This window comes from Kocuria sp. CPCC 205297 (assembly GCF_040981035.1).
In the GTDB taxonomy this organism is placed as follows: Bacteria; Actinomycetota; Actinomycetes; order Actinomycetales; family Micrococcaceae; genus Kocuria; species Kocuria marina.
The window spans coordinates 213806-228776 of record NZ_JAVKPY010000002.1 but is presented as its reverse complement, the minus strand read 5'-3'; the positions used below and the strand labels follow the sequence as shown (position 1 = coordinate 228776).

The window sequence follows — 14971 nt, the reverse complement described above, 5'->3', positions numbered from 1 at the left end:
GGCGAGACGGCCTGCATCAGGTAGCCGCGGTCCGTGATCTCCTCGGTGGAGGACTGGACGCCATGGCGCACGTGCTGCGGCGGGGGTTGAGGGTGGCCGCCGGCACCCAGGGGCAGGTCCGGAATGGCAGACCTTGCTGCGGCATGGAATAAGGTCCCCGCCCGGGGCTGTTGAGACAAACATGACCACAATGAAGGCGCAGACATATCAGCAGTACGGCGACACCTCCGTACTGGAGCTCACCGACCAGCCCATGCCCAAGGTGGGCCCCGGTGAGGTCCTGGTGAAGGTGAAGGCCGCGGGCATCAACCCGGTGGACTGGAAGGTCATGTCCGGCGGGCTGGATCCCATGATGACCGTCCAGTTCCCGGCGACCCCCGGCTGGGACGTCGCGGGCGTCGTCGTGGGCAAGGGCTTCGACACCCCCAGCGTCTCCGAGGGCGATGAGGTGATCGCCTACGCCCGCAAGGACTGGATCCACGGCGGCACGTTTGCCCAGTACGTCTCCGTCCCCGTGCGCGCACTCGCCCCCAAGCCGAAGAGTCTTTCCTGGGAACAGGCCGGAGGGCTGCCGCTCGCGGGACTCACCGCGTACCAGGTGCTCACCCGACTGGGTCTCGCGGAGGGCAAGACCGTGCTGATCCACGCGGCCTCCGGTGGTGTGGGGAGCATGGGCGTGCAGATCGCCAAGGCGTTCGGCGCGCGGGTGATCGGCACCGCATCGACCAAGAACCACGACTACGTGCGTGAGCTCGGCGCGGAGCCCGTGGAGTACGGGGACGGTCTCGTGGAGCGCGTCAAGGAGCTTACCCCGAACGGTGTGGACATCGTCGTGGACTTCGTGGGCGGCGTGGTGGAGGACTCCGTCGCCGTGCTCGCGGACGGCGGCCAGCACGCCTCCATCGCGGACCCCGAGGTGGAGGAGCACGGCGGGAGCTACATGTGGGTCTCTCCGGACGCAGAGCAGCTCACCGAGCTTGCCCGCCTGGCCGACGACGGCAAGCTCACCGTCCGTGTGGACCGCACCTTCCCGCTCGCGCAGCTGCCGGACGCATTCACCGCCAGCCAGGAGGGCCACGCCGTGGGCAAGATCGTGCTCACGGTCGACTGATCCGCGGAACGCCCTGGGGGCGTCTCGACCTCAGCGGGGCGACTCCCGGGGGCTTTCGCGCAGGCCGGGGCCACGGAGCTCTGACCACTTCACGACGATGCCTCGTCACGGGTGGACCGTGACGAGGCATCGTCATGTGCGGGGCCGTGCGGTGTCGTCGCCCGTGGCTGCGTGGCCGGGACGGGACAGGCGCGCGGCAGCGAGGATCAACGCGGCGCCATGCGCAGGGCGCCGTCCATGCGGATGGTCTCCCCGTTGAGGTAGTCGTGCTCCACGATCATCCCCGCGAGCTGGGCGTACTCGTCCGGGCGGGCCAGGCGGTGCGGGAAGGGGACGGACTCCGCCAGGGCGCTGCGGAAATCCTCGCTCACCCGACCGAGCATGGGGGTGTCCACGATCCCGGGGGCGATCGTCATCACGCGCACCCCGCGGGAGGAGAGGTCACGCGCCGCGGCGATCGTCATCGAATGCACACCACCCTTGGACGCGGCGTACGCAGCCTGGCCGATCTGTCCCTCGAAGGCAGCCACGGAGGCGGTGTTGATGATGACGCCGCGTTGACCGGCCTCGTCCACGGGCTCCTGCGCGGTCATGACCTCCGCGGCGAGCGCGAGGACCGTGAACGTGCCCACCAGGTTGATCCGCACCACGCGGTCGAACAACGCGAGGTCGTGTACGCCGTTCTTGCCCACCACGCGCGCGGAGGTCCCGATGCCCGCGCAATTGACCACGGTGCGCAACGTCGCCACGTCCGCGGCGGTGGCCACGGCGGCCCGCACCTGCTCCTCGTCGGTGACGTCCGCGGACACGTATTGCACGCCGTCGACCGGCGCGGCGGCGTGCACGACCTGCGGCAGATCCAGGCCGATCACGCGCGCCCCACGCGCCACGAGTTCCGCGGCCGTGGCCGCCCCCAGCCCGGAGGCCGCACCCGTGACGACCGCCGTCGAGTCCCTGATGTCCATGTCCGCTCCGTTCCCCGCCTCGTGGGCGGTCCAGCACGCTGTTGATGACGCCGTTCGTCGCCTTCTCCGCCCGATCGTACGGCTCCGGTGCGCGCAGGTCGACGGGCCCCATGAGCCGGCAGGCCCCGGTCAGCGCGCGACCAGCGACGACGCCCCGGTGCGGTGCAGTAAATTTGAGGAACCAGCCACCCCCGGTTCGAGGCGCGAGCACCACCGGCGCGCCGGGCCGGGGATCCGCACACGTCGCAGCAAGGATCCCATGAGCGAGACCACCGCCTCAGAACACTCCGTCACGCAGCGGTTCCGCGCCGCACGGGACCAGCTGCTGCGCCTACGCACCGACCTGGACGCCGCACACCGCGAGTTCGAGTGGCCCCGGTTCGAGTATTTCAACTTCGCCCTGGACTGGTTCGACGTCCTGGGCAGCGGCGAGGAAGCGGACCGCGAGGCCCTCGTGATCGTGGAGGAGGACGGCACCGAGACCCGCCGCACGTACTCGCAGCTGTCCCGGCGCTCGTCGCAGCTGGCCAGATGGTTGCGCTCGCGGGGCGTGCGCCGCGGTGACCGGGTCATCCTCATGCTCGGCAACCAGGTGGAGTTGTGGGAAACCATGCTTGCGTGCACCAAACTGGGCGCACCCATGATCCCCACGACCGTGATGCTCGGGCCCGCCGATCTGCAGGACCGCGTGGAGCGCGGCCGGGCGGCCTGGGTGGTCACGTCCCACACGAACGCCCTGAAGTTCGAGGAGGTCCCCGGGGACTTCACGATCATCGAGGTTCCCGATCAGCCCGATCACCGTCCCCGTTCCGCACCGTCGGTCTTCGCGTCCTCCGCTGGGCACGACGACGCCGCGCCGTCGCCCGCTGCTGCCGGCGACGACGCTGCGGGAGCGCCGGAAGCCGGGACTGCGGCGTCGTCGGGCGAGGGTGAAGAACCGGGCCCGCGGAAGATCGGGGAGCACCCCGTGATCGACTACCGGGACTCCTTCGCGGGTCCCGAGGAGTTCGAGGTGACCGAGCCCTCGCCCGCGGATGACCCGCTGCTGTTGTACTTCACCTCCGGGACCACGTCCCTGCCGAAACTCGTGGAGCACACCAACGTCACGTACCCCGTGGGGCATTTGTCCACGATGTACTGGATCGGGCTGGAACCCGGGGACGTGCACCTGAACGTGGCGTCGCCGGGGTGGGGCAAGCACGCGTGGTCCAACTTCTACGCACCGTTCATCGCGGGTGCCACCGTGTTCCTCTACAACTACTCGCGCTTCGACGCCGTGGCACTCATGGACCAGATGGACCGCGAGGGCGTGACGTCCTTCTGCGCACCGCCCACCGTGTGGCGCATGCTCATCCAGTCGGACCTGACCCATCTGAAGAACCCGCCGCGCAAGACGGTGTCCGCGGGTGAACCACTGAATCCGGAGATCATCGCGCGGGTCAAGGCCGCGTGGGGCACCGAGATCCGTGACGGGTACGGTCAGACCGAGTCCTCACTGCAGATCGCCAACACCCCCGGGATGCCCGTGAAACCCGGGGCCATGGGCCGTGCGCTACCCGGGTACGAGACCGTGCTGATCGACACCACGACCGGTGAGGTGAGCGAGACCGAGGGCGAACTGTGCTTGCGTCTGGACCCGCGTCCCGTGAGCCTGACACCCGGCTACCACGGAGACGCCGCGAAGACCGATGAGGCGTTCCGGGGCGGCGTCTACCACACCGGGGACGTGGTCTCGCGGGACGAGAACGGGGTCTTCACCTACGTGGGCCGCGCGGACGACGTCTTCAAAGCCTCCGACTACCGGCTCTCTCCCTTCGAGCTGGAATCCGTGGTGATCGAGCACCCCGCGGTCGTGGAAGTGGCAGTGGTGCCTTCGCCGGATCCCATCCGCCTGGCCGTTCCCAAGGCGTACGTGGTGCTCGCCGCGGGTCACGAGCCCACCGCCGAGACCGCGGAGAGCATCCTGCATCACTGCCGCGTGAACCTCGCGCCGTACAAGCGAATCCGGCGCCTCGAGTTCTTCGACCTTCCCAAGACCATCTCCGGCAAGATCCGCCGGGTGGAACTGCGCACCCGGGAAGCCCATCTGCACCCGGGCGGCCCGGAGGGCGGGACCACCGGGGAGCACACCGAGTTCTCGGACCCTGACTTCCCCTCGCTGCGCGGGAAGTAGGGGTCCGGGCAGTTCACCTCGCGCGGCACCCGACAGACCGCGCGGCAGGATGGCGCCGCAGCGGCGTCGTCGTCCTTACGTGGCGATCCGCCCCATCGCAGCGCCCTCCACCATCCCGGACACGTGCAGGGTATCTTCGTCCAGCACACCGCAGGAATAGGCGTTGTTGTCCGCGACGTGGGCGGGCAGTGCGGCGGGCACGATTCCCTGACCACGGGTCACGGGAACTCCTGGAGGTGACGACTGTTGATCCACCAGCCAGCCTTCCAAAACGCTGTGACGGGTGCAACAGAGGGGTCCATTGCGTCACTCCCACGTCACGGCGTGATGTCGGGGTCGCGCGTTCCCGGGCCTGCGCTCCGAAGCTCCGGCGCGGACGTAAGCTTGCCGGGCGTCGTCGTTCCCGGATGACGGCGCTCTGGAACTTCCTTGCTGCGAAAGGCCCGCCGTGAGCATCACCGTCACTCCCGTGGAGACCACCGACCGCTCACGCGCCCGCGTCCTGGGGTGGGTGGGACTGGGCATCACCCTGGCGATCCTCGTGGGCGGGCTGTTGTGGGCCAAGTGGCTCCCCTACGAGGCCAAGACCCAGACGCTCGCCGAAACCGGGGTGTGGAACGGGGCGGCGATCTTCGGCTCCGCGGGTGAACCGGGGTCCGCGCCGTCGTTGCGGGGTGCGATCGACTTCACCGTGGTCTACCTGAAGGCCGTATGGAAGGCCGCTCTCGTTGCCCTGCTCGTGGCCGCGGCCCTCGAATCCCTGGTCCCCCGACGCTGGTTGCTGCGGGTGCTCAGCCGCAAGACCTCGTGGGGTCAGGGGATCTCCGGGGCGCTGCTGGCACTGCCCAGCATGATGTGCACGTACTGCACCGCGCCGGTGGCCATCGGACTGCGCCGCAGCGGTGCGCCCGCGGGGGCCACCATGGCGTACTGGCTCGCAAACCCCTTGCTCAACCCAGCCGTGCTGGTGTTCCTGGCGCTGACCATGTCCTGGCCCTTCGTGACCACGCGCGTGGCCGTGGGCATCCTGGTGGTGTTGATCGCCGCAGTGCTCGTGAGCCGCACGTTCTCGACCGTCACGGTGCAGACCCCCGAGGCCCTCCCCGCCGATCCGCAGCACTGGGGTGAGCTGGTCACCCGGTTCGGGCGAGCACTGGGCCGGTACCTGGTGGTGATCGTCCCGGAGTACGTGATCCTGGTGCTGCTGGTGGGGTTGTTCGCCGGATGGCTCTCGGACTTCACGGGTCTCGCGGACCACGCCGGGCTCTTCTCGCTGCTCATCGTGGGCCTGATCGGGGCGGCCCTGGTGATCCCCACCGGCGGCGAGATCCCGGTGATCATGGGGCTCACCGCGGCGGGCGCAAGCTACGGGGTGGCCGGGGTCCTGCTCATCACCCTGCCGGCCCTGAGCATCCCCTCGATCATCATGGTCGCCCGACATTTCGGGACCAAACAGACGCTGCTGGTCACCGGGTGGGTCGTGATCGGCGGGTTGGTGGCCGCAGCGCTACTCACCGCGCTGGTCTGAGCCGGCGGGGCAGGGCCGGTTGGTCCGGGCAACAAACCAGATACTCGAGTCGCCCGCATAGCGGTCGACGCCCCGGCCGCCCGTACATGGGCCGACGGCACGATGACCCCTGGCGCGGCGACGGCACCGGGCCGCGCGGCGTCGTCGTCAACCGGCGATCAGTGCGTAGATCCCGCCCAGGACGACGATCCCGAAACCGAAGCCCGCGAACAACTGGGCCCACGTATGGGCACGCAGGACGCGGCGGCTCACGCACACCGCCACCGCGACGGGCAGGAACAGCAGACCCCACGGCCCCACCGCGACGGGCAGGATCACCGCAGTGCCGCCCATCATCATCCCGTGCACTGAGATCTTCCAGAACGGGCTCACGAGCGCGACCACCGCGCTCGCCGCGAGCGTGGCCATGAGCAGTCCGGTGATCTCCACGGGTCCGTGGAACGCGAGGTTGACCGCCAGGAACACGGCCACCAGCGCGAAGGTCCCCAGCATCACGGGTCGGCGGTGCTCCTTGACGCTCACGTGGTGGTCGGTGAGCACACCCCTACGCGCCAGCACCGTGACCGTGGCGAGTGAGACCCCGCAGACCGCCAGCGCCGCCATCACGCCCCACAGCAGTGCCCCGAGGCTCCTGTGCACGGTCCACGGCAGGACCACCAGCAGCGCGGCCAGCACGAGCGGCGCCTGGAAGACCTCGCTGAGGACAAGGGCCCACACGGGCCCTCGTTCAGCCGGGGCAGGATCCGGGCGCGGCGGCGTTGTCCCCTCGTAGTTGGTCACGTGTGGCGGTCAGAAGTCGAGCGTCTCGTAGGTCTTGTGCGCACGCTCCGCCAGGGCGGGGATCGCCTGGCGTGTTCCCCACTGGTCGAAGTGCTCGGAGCTCACATGGGCCGTGAACGCATCCTCGTCCGTGTACACCTCGAAGATGCGGAACACGGCAGGCTCCTCCGGGCTCTGGTACGCCTGGTAGTAGAGGTTCCCGGGCTCCTGGCGAGCGGCCGGGGAGAGGTGGGAGAGCGCGTCACGCACGGTGTCCTCCTCTCCGGGCTTCGCAGTCCAGGTGGCGCTGCAGACGAAGGCCATGGGTTGTCCTCTCTCGATGTTGACGCCGGACGGTCACCGGCCCGACTCATGCTACCGACCCGAGCTGGCGCGGTTCAGCGGGGAGGCATGCGCTGCCGTGCACCGTGGCCCGGCAAGATGTCCCCACCACGCGCTGCCCGTCCACCCGAGAGCACCGGCCATGGCAGAACCACCCGTCGTTCGCATGTTCAACGAGTACACCTTCAGCTGGCCGTTCTGGGGAGAGAACGGTCTCCCGGACCAGGAGGACTTCCCCATCCCGCTGAAACTCACCAGGGACGTCCTGGTCTGGACTCGGAACTTCGACCACGAGAGGGGCTGGCCAACGGCAGAGCAGCGGGAGGCCAGCCGCCGTGAGGGCGAACGACTCGCAGGGAGGGTGCAGGATTCGGTGGGCCCAGGGGTCACCATCGACCTGGACATGTGGGAGGCACATGTCCACAAACCACGCCTGCCTCGGTGGCTGCGGTGCTCACCGGTCTCACGCCGGTGAGCTCGTGTGAGGCGCTCGTGCTGGGCCGCCGCTACGCGGAGCTGCCGAACCCCAGCCGACACGTGGGCGTGATGCTCGACGCCGCTGCGCAGCACCCCGGACGCACCGGCCGCGAGGTGCTGCAGCTCTCCGCCACCATCACGGATGCGGGCAGGGCGCGGGTGGACGAGATGCTGGAGCTCGACGCCGTGTGCCCCTGACCCTGCCGCGCGTCGAGCTGCGCAAGCAGGTGGACACCCGCGCCGGGCGCGGTCTGCTGATCGCCATCGGCATGCTGACCGCTCTGGCTCTGGGCTTGTTGATGTGGGTCGCACGCAACGACGGCGCACCCTTGTCGGCGGCCCTGGCCGTGACCACGACCCCCCAGGGTCTGCTGCTGCCCGTGCTCGGGATCATCACGGCATGCAATGAGTGGAGCCAGCGCACCGCGCTCATCCCCTTCACGCAGGAACCCCGCAGGCTGCGCGTGGTCCTCGCCAAACTGCTCTCGGTGGCGGCGCTGGGCACCATCGCGGTGCTCTCGCCTGGGTCATGGCCCTCGTGGCCTTCCTGATCCTCGCCGCGTGGGTGGACGTGAAAGCGGCACTCACCCCGTTCGCAGAAGGGCTGGATCTCACCGGCACGGAATGGGCGCAGGCGGACACCTCCGGGTTGTTGTGGATCGGGATCCCGTTGGTGATCGGGATCTGGCGTGTGCTCACGCGCGAGGTGAAGTAGGCGCGCCGCGCTCAGTCGGCGGTCGTGCGCGGTGCCGGATCCCGGTTGCCGGCCCGCTCCAGCCGCACCACATGGTCCGCGAGCTTGGCCACGTCCTGCGGGTCGTGCGTCACGATCATTGCGGTGCGCCCGGCGAGCACCCGCTGGAGCACCTTCCTCATCCGAGGCCGCGCGGTCACGTCCAGGGCGCTCAGGGGCTCGTCCAGCAGGATCACGCGCGGCTCTGCGGCCAGCACCCGCGCGATCGCCACGCGCTGGGCCTGCCCGCCGGACAGCTCGTCCGGCATGCGCTGGGCGAACGCCCGCGCGTCCACCTCGCGCAGCCACGCCAGGGCACGACGCCGCGCCATCGCCTTCCCCGCGCCACTCGCCCGGGGGCCGAAGGCCACGTTGTCAAGCACGTTGAGATGGGGGAACAGCAACGGTTCCTGGGCCATCAGGGCCACGCCCCTGCGATGCGCCGGGACCCACATGTCCTGGGCCGCCCCACCGGCGCGCAGCACGGATTCGTCCCCCACCCGGATCTCACCGCGGTCGGGGGCCAGCAGGCCCGCGATCACGTCGAACACGGTGGACTTCCCCGCGCCATTGGGCCCGATCAGGGCCGCGGTGGTTCCCGGCTCCACCGTGAACTCGGCGGCCACACGGCGGCGGTCGTGTTCAACACGGACCATCAGTCCGGGCGCCTCCCCCGCCGCGCGGGGCGTGCTCACCCCTAGGCCCGACGCGCCCCCGGGTGCAACCGCGGATGCGGCTGCGGTCCTGACCACGGCGCCATTCCGCCCGGCCCCGGCGTCCGCCGTCCCAGACCCGGCCGCGGGTCGGTCCCCGACCGCATGGGCAGTGCGGCTGTCCTTCGAGGACTGCGTCGAGCCACCGGACCGGGGCCGTGATCCCTCCGGATGGGGACCCCACTGCGGACCCGGCGCGAACCACCGGGTGAGGTTGGCGCGGAAGCCGGCGCCGCGGCGTCGTCGGGAGGGAGCACTGACCCCCACGACGAGCAGAGCAACGATCACGAGCAGCAGGGAGAGGGCCACGGCGGCGTCGGGATCGGTCTCGCGCTGCAGGTAGATCTCGAGCGGGAGCGTGCGGGTCACGCCCTGCAGGCTGCCCGCGAACGTGAGGGTGGCGCCGAACTCGCCGAGGCAGCGCGCGAAGGACAGCGCGGCCCCGGAGAGCACCGCGGGCAGCACCAGGGGCAGCGTGACCCGGAACAGGGTGCGCGTGGGGGATGCACCAAGGCCCGCCGCGGCCCGTTCGTAGCGAACGCCCGCGGTGCGCAGCGTGCCCTCCAGGGAGACCACCAGGAACGGCAGGGCCACGAACGTCTGGGCGAGCACGACGGCCGCGGTGGTGAACGCGATGTCCACGCCCGCCGAGGACAGGGGGCCGCCCAGGAAACCCATGCGTCCGAAGGTGTACAGCAGCGCGATACCGCCCACCACGGGTGGCAGCACGAGCGGCAGCAGCACCAGCGAGCGCAGGAGCGTGAGGCCGCGCACGGTGGAACGGGCCAGTACCAGGGCGAGCGGGCACCCCAGCACCAGGCACAGCGCCGTGGACACGACCGCGGTGCGAAGGCTCAACCACAGCGCGGCGAGCGAGGACTCGCTCGTGAGCAACTCCCCCAGGTGCGCCCAATCGATGCGCAGCACCATGCCGAGCAAGGGCAACAGGATGACCAACGCCCCCGCCACCGCCGGGACCAGGACCCACCGGGGGGTCGTGACGAACCCGCGCGTCACGGTGCGCCGAAGCCCGCGTCCTCCAAGACCTTCCGGCCCTCGTCACCCTGGACGAGGTCCACGAACTGCCGGGCGAGCTCCGGCTCCGCGGAATCCTTGAGGACGACCACGGGGTAGTTGTTGACCGCCTGATCCGTGCGCGGGATCTCGACGGTCGTGACCCTGTCCTGCGCGGACTTGGCATCCGTGACGTACACGATCCCCGCGTCCGCCTGCCCGGAGGTCACCTTGCCGAGCACGTCCGTGACCGCGTTCTCCTGGCTCACGGGGTGGAGCGCGACACCGTTGGCCTTCTCGATCTCCTGCGTGGCCGCACCGCACGGTACCTCCGGGGCGCACGTGACCAGCTTGACGTCCCGGTCCACCACGTCCCGGAAGGAGGTGATGTCCGCGGGGTTGTCCTTGGGTACCGCGAGGGTGAGCACATTGGTCGCGAACACGCTCGGCTCCCCCGCGGCCAGGCCCGCGTCCGTGAGCTTCTTCATGTTCTTCTGGTCAGCGGAGGCGAAGACGTCCGCGGGGGCGCCCTCGGTCAGCTGTTGCACGAGCCCGGACGAGCCTCCGTAGTTCATGCTGACCTTCACCCCCGGGTGCGCCGCCTCGAACGTGCGCGCGAGCTCGTCGAAGGAATGGGTCAGCGAGGCCGCCGCGGACACCCGCAGGGTCGTCTCCTCATCGGACGACGACGCCGCGTCCCCTCCCCCGTCCGACGCTCCCGCGCACCCGGCCAGCGCCACCGCGCTCACCGCGCAAGCCAGGGCGCGCATGCGTGTCGCCGCGCGCCCCATCACTTGCGCCCCTCGGTCTCGACGATGACCGCGGTGGACTTCACCACGGCCGTGGCAACGGCCCCCGGTTCCAGCCCCAGGTCACGCACCGCTTCCGTGCTCATGAGCGAGACGATCCGGTGCGGGCCGCACTGCAGCTCCACCTGGGACATCACGGGATCGGAGGTCACGGCGGTCACGAGTCCCACGAGGCGGTTGCGCGCCGAACTGTTCACCCCGGCGGGATCCTGAGGGCTCACGGCGTTGTCGCGCGCGTATGCTGCGAGTTCGGCGCCGTCCACCACGGCGTACCCCGCGGAATCCTTGTGCCCGGTGAGCGTGCCTTGCTCGGTCCACCGCCGGACGGTGTCGTCGCTGACGCCCACGAAGGTCGCGGCCTGGGAGATACGGAGGTGTGTCATGGGAGCAGCTTATCCGCATCTGCGTAACCACAGCCCTGTTTGAACCGCACTTGCGTGGTGTTGACCTGACACGCGACGACGCCGCGCGGACCGGGCCGCGCGGCGTCGTCGTCCCCTACAGGGCTCATTCGTGGGAGAACCGCGCCTTACGCTTCTCCGCGAACGCGGACATGCCCTCCTTCTGATCCGCGGTGGAGAACAGCCCGTGGAAGACCCGCCGCTCGTGCTGGACGCCGGCCCACAACCCGGACTCGTACGCGGCATTGACGGTCTCGACCGCGTGCTGGGCCGCGGGCTTGGACATCTCCGCGATCTTTCCGGCGACCTCCAGGGCGGTGTCCATGAGCTCGTCCGCTGCGACCACGCGGGAGACCAAACCGGAACGCTCGGCTTCCTCGGCGCGCATCTGCCGTCCGGTGAGGATCATGTCCATGGCCTTGGCCTTGCCCACGGCGCGGGTGAGGCGCTGGGTGCCGCCCATCCCGGGGATCACACCCAGGGCGATCTCGGGCTGACCGAACACTGCAGTGTCCGCGGCGAGGATCAGATCGCACATCATCGCGAGCTCGCACCCACCGCCGAGCGCGTAACCGGCCACCGCGGCGATCTTGGGGGTGCGCAGCCGGGCGAAAGCGTCCCACCCCGCGAAGAAGTCCTCGTGGTACATATCGGACGCGGACTTGCCGGACATCTCCTTGATGTCAGCACCGGCCGCGAAGGCCTTCTCCGAACCTGCGAGGATCAGCGCGCCGATCCCCGAGTCACGGTCCAGCTCGGTCGCGGCGGCCACCACGTCCCGCATGGTCTGTTCGTTCAGCGCGTTCAGTGCCTTGGGACGGTTCAGGGTGATGACACCCACGCGTCCCTCGCGGCGGACTTCAATGGTCTCGTAGGAGTTCTCGTTCATGTGATCAGCATCTCATAGGTCCCCCGGGGGGCGGGTCCGAGCGTGGGGGTCCAGCACCGGGGCCCAGCGCCGGCCTTCGTCCTCCGCGCCACGGGACGGGCCGGCGGTAGGCCCCTGTCCCCGCGGGAACCGGCCACTAGCATGAACGCATGCGTGAATTGCAAGCACAGATCATTGCCGAGCTCGGCGTCTCTCCGCAGATCGATCCGGAGCGGGAGGCCCAACGCCGCGTCGACTTCCTGAGCGACTACCTCAAGGCCACGCACACCGCGGGGTTCGTCCTGGGGATCAGCGGCGGCGTGGACTCCACCCTGGCCGGGCGCCTGGCCCAGCTCGCGGTCGAGAAACTGCGCGAGGACGAGATCGAGGCCGAGTTCGTGGCCATGCGACTGCCTCACGGGATCCAGCACGACGAGGCCGACGCCCAGGCGGCGCTCGAATTCATTCAACCGGACCGGGTCATCACGTACGACGTCGCGCCGGCCGTCCGCGGTTTCGAGTCCGCCTACGGTGCCGCGACCGGTGAGCAGCTCACCGATTTCACCCGCGGTAACACCAAGGCCCGCGTGCGTATGACGGCGCAGTACGCAGTGGGCGGGGACCACAACCTGCTGGTGATCGGCACGGATCACGCGGCGGAATCGGTCACCGGGTTCTTCACCAAGTTCGGCGACGGCGGCGCGGACGTCCTGCCCCTGGGCGGGCTGAACAAACGGCAGAACCGCCAGGTGCTCGCGTACCTGGGGGCCTCCGAGCAACTCGTAGGCAAGGCCCCCACCGCGGACCTCCTGGACGAGAACCCCGGGCGCACGGACGAGGACGAGCTGGGCCTGCGCTACGACGACATCGACGACTTCCTCGAGGGCAAGGACGTCCCCGAGGAGATCGCGGAGAAGCTGGAGCAGACCTTCCTGCGCACCCGCCACAAGCGCACCGTGCCAGTGACCCCGGCGGATGCGTGGTGGCGGGAGGGTTGAACCCGCTCCCGTTCAGCGCCGACGCCGCCGAGCGGGTTGTGCCCGGCGGCGTCACTCACTGGGGCCCCGGTGATGCGGGCCCTCAGCGCGTCGTGGAGTGCCATGGCACGGCCCCGTTCCACGCGATCCCACCTCGCGACTGACACAGTTTCGGCCCCGGGAAGCGCCCGGCACATGCCCTCCGCAACGACCACCGCAGGGGACGGAAGCCCCCGGTCCCTACGCCTCTGCGGCGTCGTTCCCGAACACCCGGGGTGACGCGCTGCGGTAGCGGCGGTTGCGGACCGCCAGCACACCGCCGGCCAGCACGGCCGCCAGGACCGAGGCGGTCAGCACGGCCACTTTGGCCTGGTCCCCTGCGGCTGCGGACGGGTCGAAGCTGAGCTCCGAGATCAGCAGAGACACCGTGAACCCGATCCCGGCCAGCAGCGCGATCCCCACCAGGTCGATCCACCGGTAGGACGGGTCCAGCTTGCGTCCGGTGAGCACGGTGGTGAGCCACGTTGCCGAGATGATGCCCAGGGGCTTGCCCAGCACGAGTCCCGCGATGATGCCGAGCGTGACGGGGGCGGCGAGCGCCGTCGTCAATCCGTCCCAGCCGCCCACCGTGACGCCCGCGGAGAAGAACGCGAAGACCGGCACCGCGAACCCGGCGGACAGGGGCCGGACGCGGTGCTCCAGGTGCTCGGCGAGCTCCACGGGCTCCCCGGAGGCCTTCCCCGCGAGAACAGGGACGGCGAAACCGAGCAGCACGCCGGCAACCGTGGCGTGGATCCCGGCCTCGTGGACCAGGGCCCACGTGATCACGGCCAGCGGCACCAGGATCACCCACGCGGCCCACGTGCGGTGCGCGAAGAAGCGGGGGAAGCGGTGTGCGAGCAGCCCGAACACGGCCAGCGGGACGAGCGCGAGCAGCAGCGGGAGCACGTGCACCTCATCCGTGTAGAAGATCGCGATGATGGTGATGGCCAGCAGGTCGTCCACCACCGCGAGCGTCAGCAGAAATAGGCGGAGCGCGCTGGGCAGGTGCGAGCCCACGATCGCGAGGACGGCCACCGCGAATGCGATGTCCGTGGCGGTGGGGATCGCCCAGCCGCCCAGGGTCTCGGGGCTGCCGAGGTTAACGCCCGCGTAGATCAGAGCCGGGAGGACGACGCCGCCCACCGCCGCCGCAATCGGCACCGCTGCCTTGCCGAGGTCCCGCAGATCACCCGCGACGAACTCGCGCTTGAGCTCCAGGCCCACGAGGAAGAAGAAGATCGCGAGCAGTCCGTCCGCGGCCCAGGCGCCGAGGCTGAGGTTCAAGTGCCACGGCTCGTAGCCGACCTCGAGGTCCCGCAGCGCGAAGTAGCTCTCCGCGAAGGGCGAGTTTGCCCAGACGATGGCGATGACGGCGGCGACCACCAGGAGGATGCCGGCCACGGTCTCGCGGCGCAGGACGTCCTGGAGGCGGGAGAGGACACCGCCCGAGGGGTGGTCGGGCTCGCACGGGAGCTCAGGATGGTTGAAGAAACCGGGCTCCGAGACGAAGCCGGAGGACTCTTCCCGCTCCACGGGCTCCGGCGATCCGGGCTCACGGTGGGCAGGGGTGGTCGTGTGGTGCTGGGGCATGGACTTCTCCAATGTCGACGGGCATCACGCTCATTACCGCCGACCAGACTTCCCGGCACACCAGCCAGCAAGGGTAGCAGGGCGCTTTTGCGCGGCGCACGCGGGGCGGCTTTCAAGAAGGTGGTCCCGCAGCAACCCACTCGGCTTCTCTGTCGCTGCGACCCGGGACACGAGACGATCTGGCAGTGACCTGCCTACGGTGGGGGCATGCTGAAACGGAATTCGGTGGGCTTGCTGATCCTGGGGTCCGCGATGGTGGCCCTCTTCGTGATCACCTTCATTGGAGCGCGGGAATCATGGCTGCTCATGACCCTGGAACTGCTTTTCGCCGTCATCTTTCTCACCAAGGCGGTGCAAGAACGGCGTGCAGAAGTCGCGGCACAGCGCCGTCGAGCGGCGCGCCGCCCCGCGAGCAACGGCCTGTCTTGACCGAGCTGCCACCGGCGGGACCGGTTATCCCGGACTGCGG

18 protein-coding genes are annotated in these 14971 nt (G+C 69.8%); 9 read left to right on the top strand and 9 right to left on the bottom strand.

Annotated elements, in window-relative coordinates; all coding sequences use genetic code 11:
* Window positions 1-190: 190 nt before the first annotated feature.
* Window positions 191-1111 carry an NADP-dependent oxidoreductase gene (locus RF650_RS02650; protein ID WP_368814042.1) on the top strand — a complete coding sequence of 307 codons (921 nt, stop codon included), beginning with the start codon at window positions 191-193 and terminating at the stop codon, window positions 1109-1111.
* Window positions 1112-1317: 206 nt separating this feature from the next.
* On the opposite strand, the gene RF650_RS02645 is transcribed toward RF650_RS02650, so the two are convergent.
* Window positions 1318-2076: an SDR family NAD(P)-dependent oxidoreductase gene (locus RF650_RS02645; protein ID WP_368813996.1), complete on the bottom strand. Its 759-nt coding sequence runs from the start codon at window positions 2074-2076 to the stop codon at window positions 1318-1320.
* 259 nt (window positions 2077-2335) lie between these two features.
* Here RF650_RS02645 and RF650_RS02640 point away from each other — a divergent pair, with 259 nt between their 5' ends.
* On the top strand, window positions 2336-4249 hold the full coding sequence (locus RF650_RS02640; RefSeq protein WP_368813995.1) for an AMP-binding protein: 1914 nt from the start codon (window positions 2336-2338) through the stop codon (window positions 4247-4249).
* 75 nt (window positions 4250-4324) lie between these two features.
* Here the strand turns inward: RF650_RS02640 and RF650_RS02635 are convergent, their stop codons facing one another.
* Window positions 4325-4471: a hypothetical protein gene (locus RF650_RS02635; protein WP_368813994.1), complete on the bottom strand. Its 147-nt coding sequence runs from the start codon at window positions 4469-4471 to the stop codon at window positions 4325-4327.
* A 226-nt stretch (window positions 4472-4697) separates the two neighbouring features.
* On the opposite strand from RF650_RS02635, the gene RF650_RS02630 reads away from it, so the two are divergent.
* Window positions 4698-5777, top strand: coding sequence for a permease (locus RF650_RS02630; RefSeq protein WP_368813993.1), 1080 nt, complete (start codon window positions 4698-4700; stop codon window positions 5775-5777).
* A 147-nt stretch (window positions 5778-5924) separates the two neighbouring features.
* Here the strand turns inward: RF650_RS02630 and RF650_RS02625 are convergent, their stop codons facing one another.
* Window positions 5925-6494, bottom strand: a complete 570-nt coding sequence (locus RF650_RS02625) for a hypothetical protein (RefSeq protein WP_311253968.1) — start codon at window positions 6492-6494, stop codon at window positions 5925-5927.
* A gap of 72 nt (window positions 6495-6566) precedes the next feature.
* Window positions 6567-6860, bottom strand: a complete 294-nt coding sequence (locus RF650_RS02620) for a putative quinol monooxygenase (protein WP_064846468.1) — start codon at window positions 6858-6860, stop codon at window positions 6567-6569.
* Window positions 6861-7020: 160 nt separating this feature from the next.
* On the opposite strand from RF650_RS02620, the gene RF650_RS02615 reads away from it, so the two are divergent.
* From RF650_RS02615 to RF650_RS02600, 4 genes are read left to right on the top strand one after another with little or no spacing between them, the layout of a single operon-like run.
* Window positions 7021-7353 carry a hypothetical protein gene (locus RF650_RS02615; RefSeq protein WP_368813992.1) on the top strand — a complete coding sequence of 111 codons (333 nt, stop codon included), beginning with the start codon at window positions 7021-7023 and terminating at the stop codon, window positions 7351-7353.
* A complete protein-coding gene (locus RF650_RS02610) occupies window positions 7350-7553 on the top strand; it encodes a hypothetical protein (protein WP_368813991.1) in 204 nt (67 codons plus the stop codon). Before RF650_RS02615 ends, RF650_RS02610 begins: the two co-directional genes overlap by 4 nt.
* Entirely contained in the window at window positions 7544-7906 is a 363-nt protein-coding gene (locus RF650_RS02605) for a hypothetical protein (RefSeq protein WP_368813990.1), read from the top strand. Before RF650_RS02610 ends, RF650_RS02605 begins: the two co-directional genes overlap by 10 nt.
* Window positions 7885-8070, top strand: a complete 186-nt coding sequence (locus RF650_RS02600) for a hypothetical protein (protein ID WP_368813989.1) — start codon at window positions 7885-7887, stop codon at window positions 8068-8070. Before RF650_RS02605 ends, RF650_RS02600 begins: the two co-directional genes overlap by 22 nt.
* Before the next feature lie 11 nt (window positions 8071-8081).
* Here RF650_RS02600 and RF650_RS02595 read toward each other — a convergent pair whose 3' ends face one another.
* The 4 genes from RF650_RS02595 to RF650_RS02580 all read right to left on the bottom strand — a co-directional run bounded on the left by RF650_RS02595 (window position 8082) and on the right by RF650_RS02580 (window position 11914).
* Window positions 8082-9818, bottom strand: coding sequence for an ABC transporter permease (locus RF650_RS02595; RefSeq protein ID WP_368813988.1), 1737 nt, complete (start codon window positions 9816-9818; stop codon window positions 8082-8084).
* On the bottom strand, window positions 9815-10585 hold the full coding sequence (modA, locus tag RF650_RS02590; protein ID WP_368813987.1) for a molybdate ABC transporter substrate-binding protein: 771 nt from the start codon (window positions 10583-10585) through the stop codon (window positions 9815-9817). Before modA ends, RF650_RS02595 begins: the two co-directional genes overlap by 4 nt.
* 20 nt (window positions 10586-10605) lie before the next feature.
* Window positions 10606-11007, bottom strand: coding sequence for a molybdopterin-binding protein (locus RF650_RS02585; protein WP_368813986.1), 402 nt, complete (start codon window positions 11005-11007; stop codon window positions 10606-10608).
* A gap of 124 nt (window positions 11008-11131) precedes the next feature.
* The gene (locus RF650_RS02580; protein WP_098053563.1) at window positions 11132-11914 is read right to left on the bottom strand and encodes an enoyl-CoA hydratase; all 783 of its coding nucleotides are present in this window, start codon (window positions 11912-11914) and stop codon (window positions 11132-11134) included.
* A gap of 149 nt (window positions 11915-12063) precedes the next feature.
* Between RF650_RS02580 and nadE the strand changes: the two genes are divergently transcribed.
* Window positions 12064-12891, top strand: coding sequence for an ammonia-dependent NAD(+) synthetase (gene nadE, locus RF650_RS02575; protein WP_312794496.1), 828 nt, complete (start codon window positions 12064-12066; stop codon window positions 12889-12891).
* A 219-nt stretch (window positions 12892-13110) separates the two neighbouring features.
* Here nadE and nhaA read toward each other — a convergent pair whose 3' ends face one another.
* Complete coding sequence (gene nhaA, locus RF650_RS02570) at window positions 13111-14502, bottom strand: Na+/H+ antiporter NhaA (protein ID WP_368813985.1); 1392 nt, start codon at window positions 14500-14502, stop codon at window positions 13111-13113.
* A gap of 207 nt (window positions 14503-14709) precedes the next feature.
* Here nhaA and RF650_RS02565 point away from each other — a divergent pair, with 207 nt between their 5' ends.
* Window positions 14710-14931, top strand: a complete 222-nt coding sequence (locus RF650_RS02565) for a hypothetical protein (RefSeq protein ID WP_193519108.1) — start codon at window positions 14710-14712, stop codon at window positions 14929-14931.
* The last annotated feature ends 40 nt before the right edge of the window (window positions 14932-14971 follow it).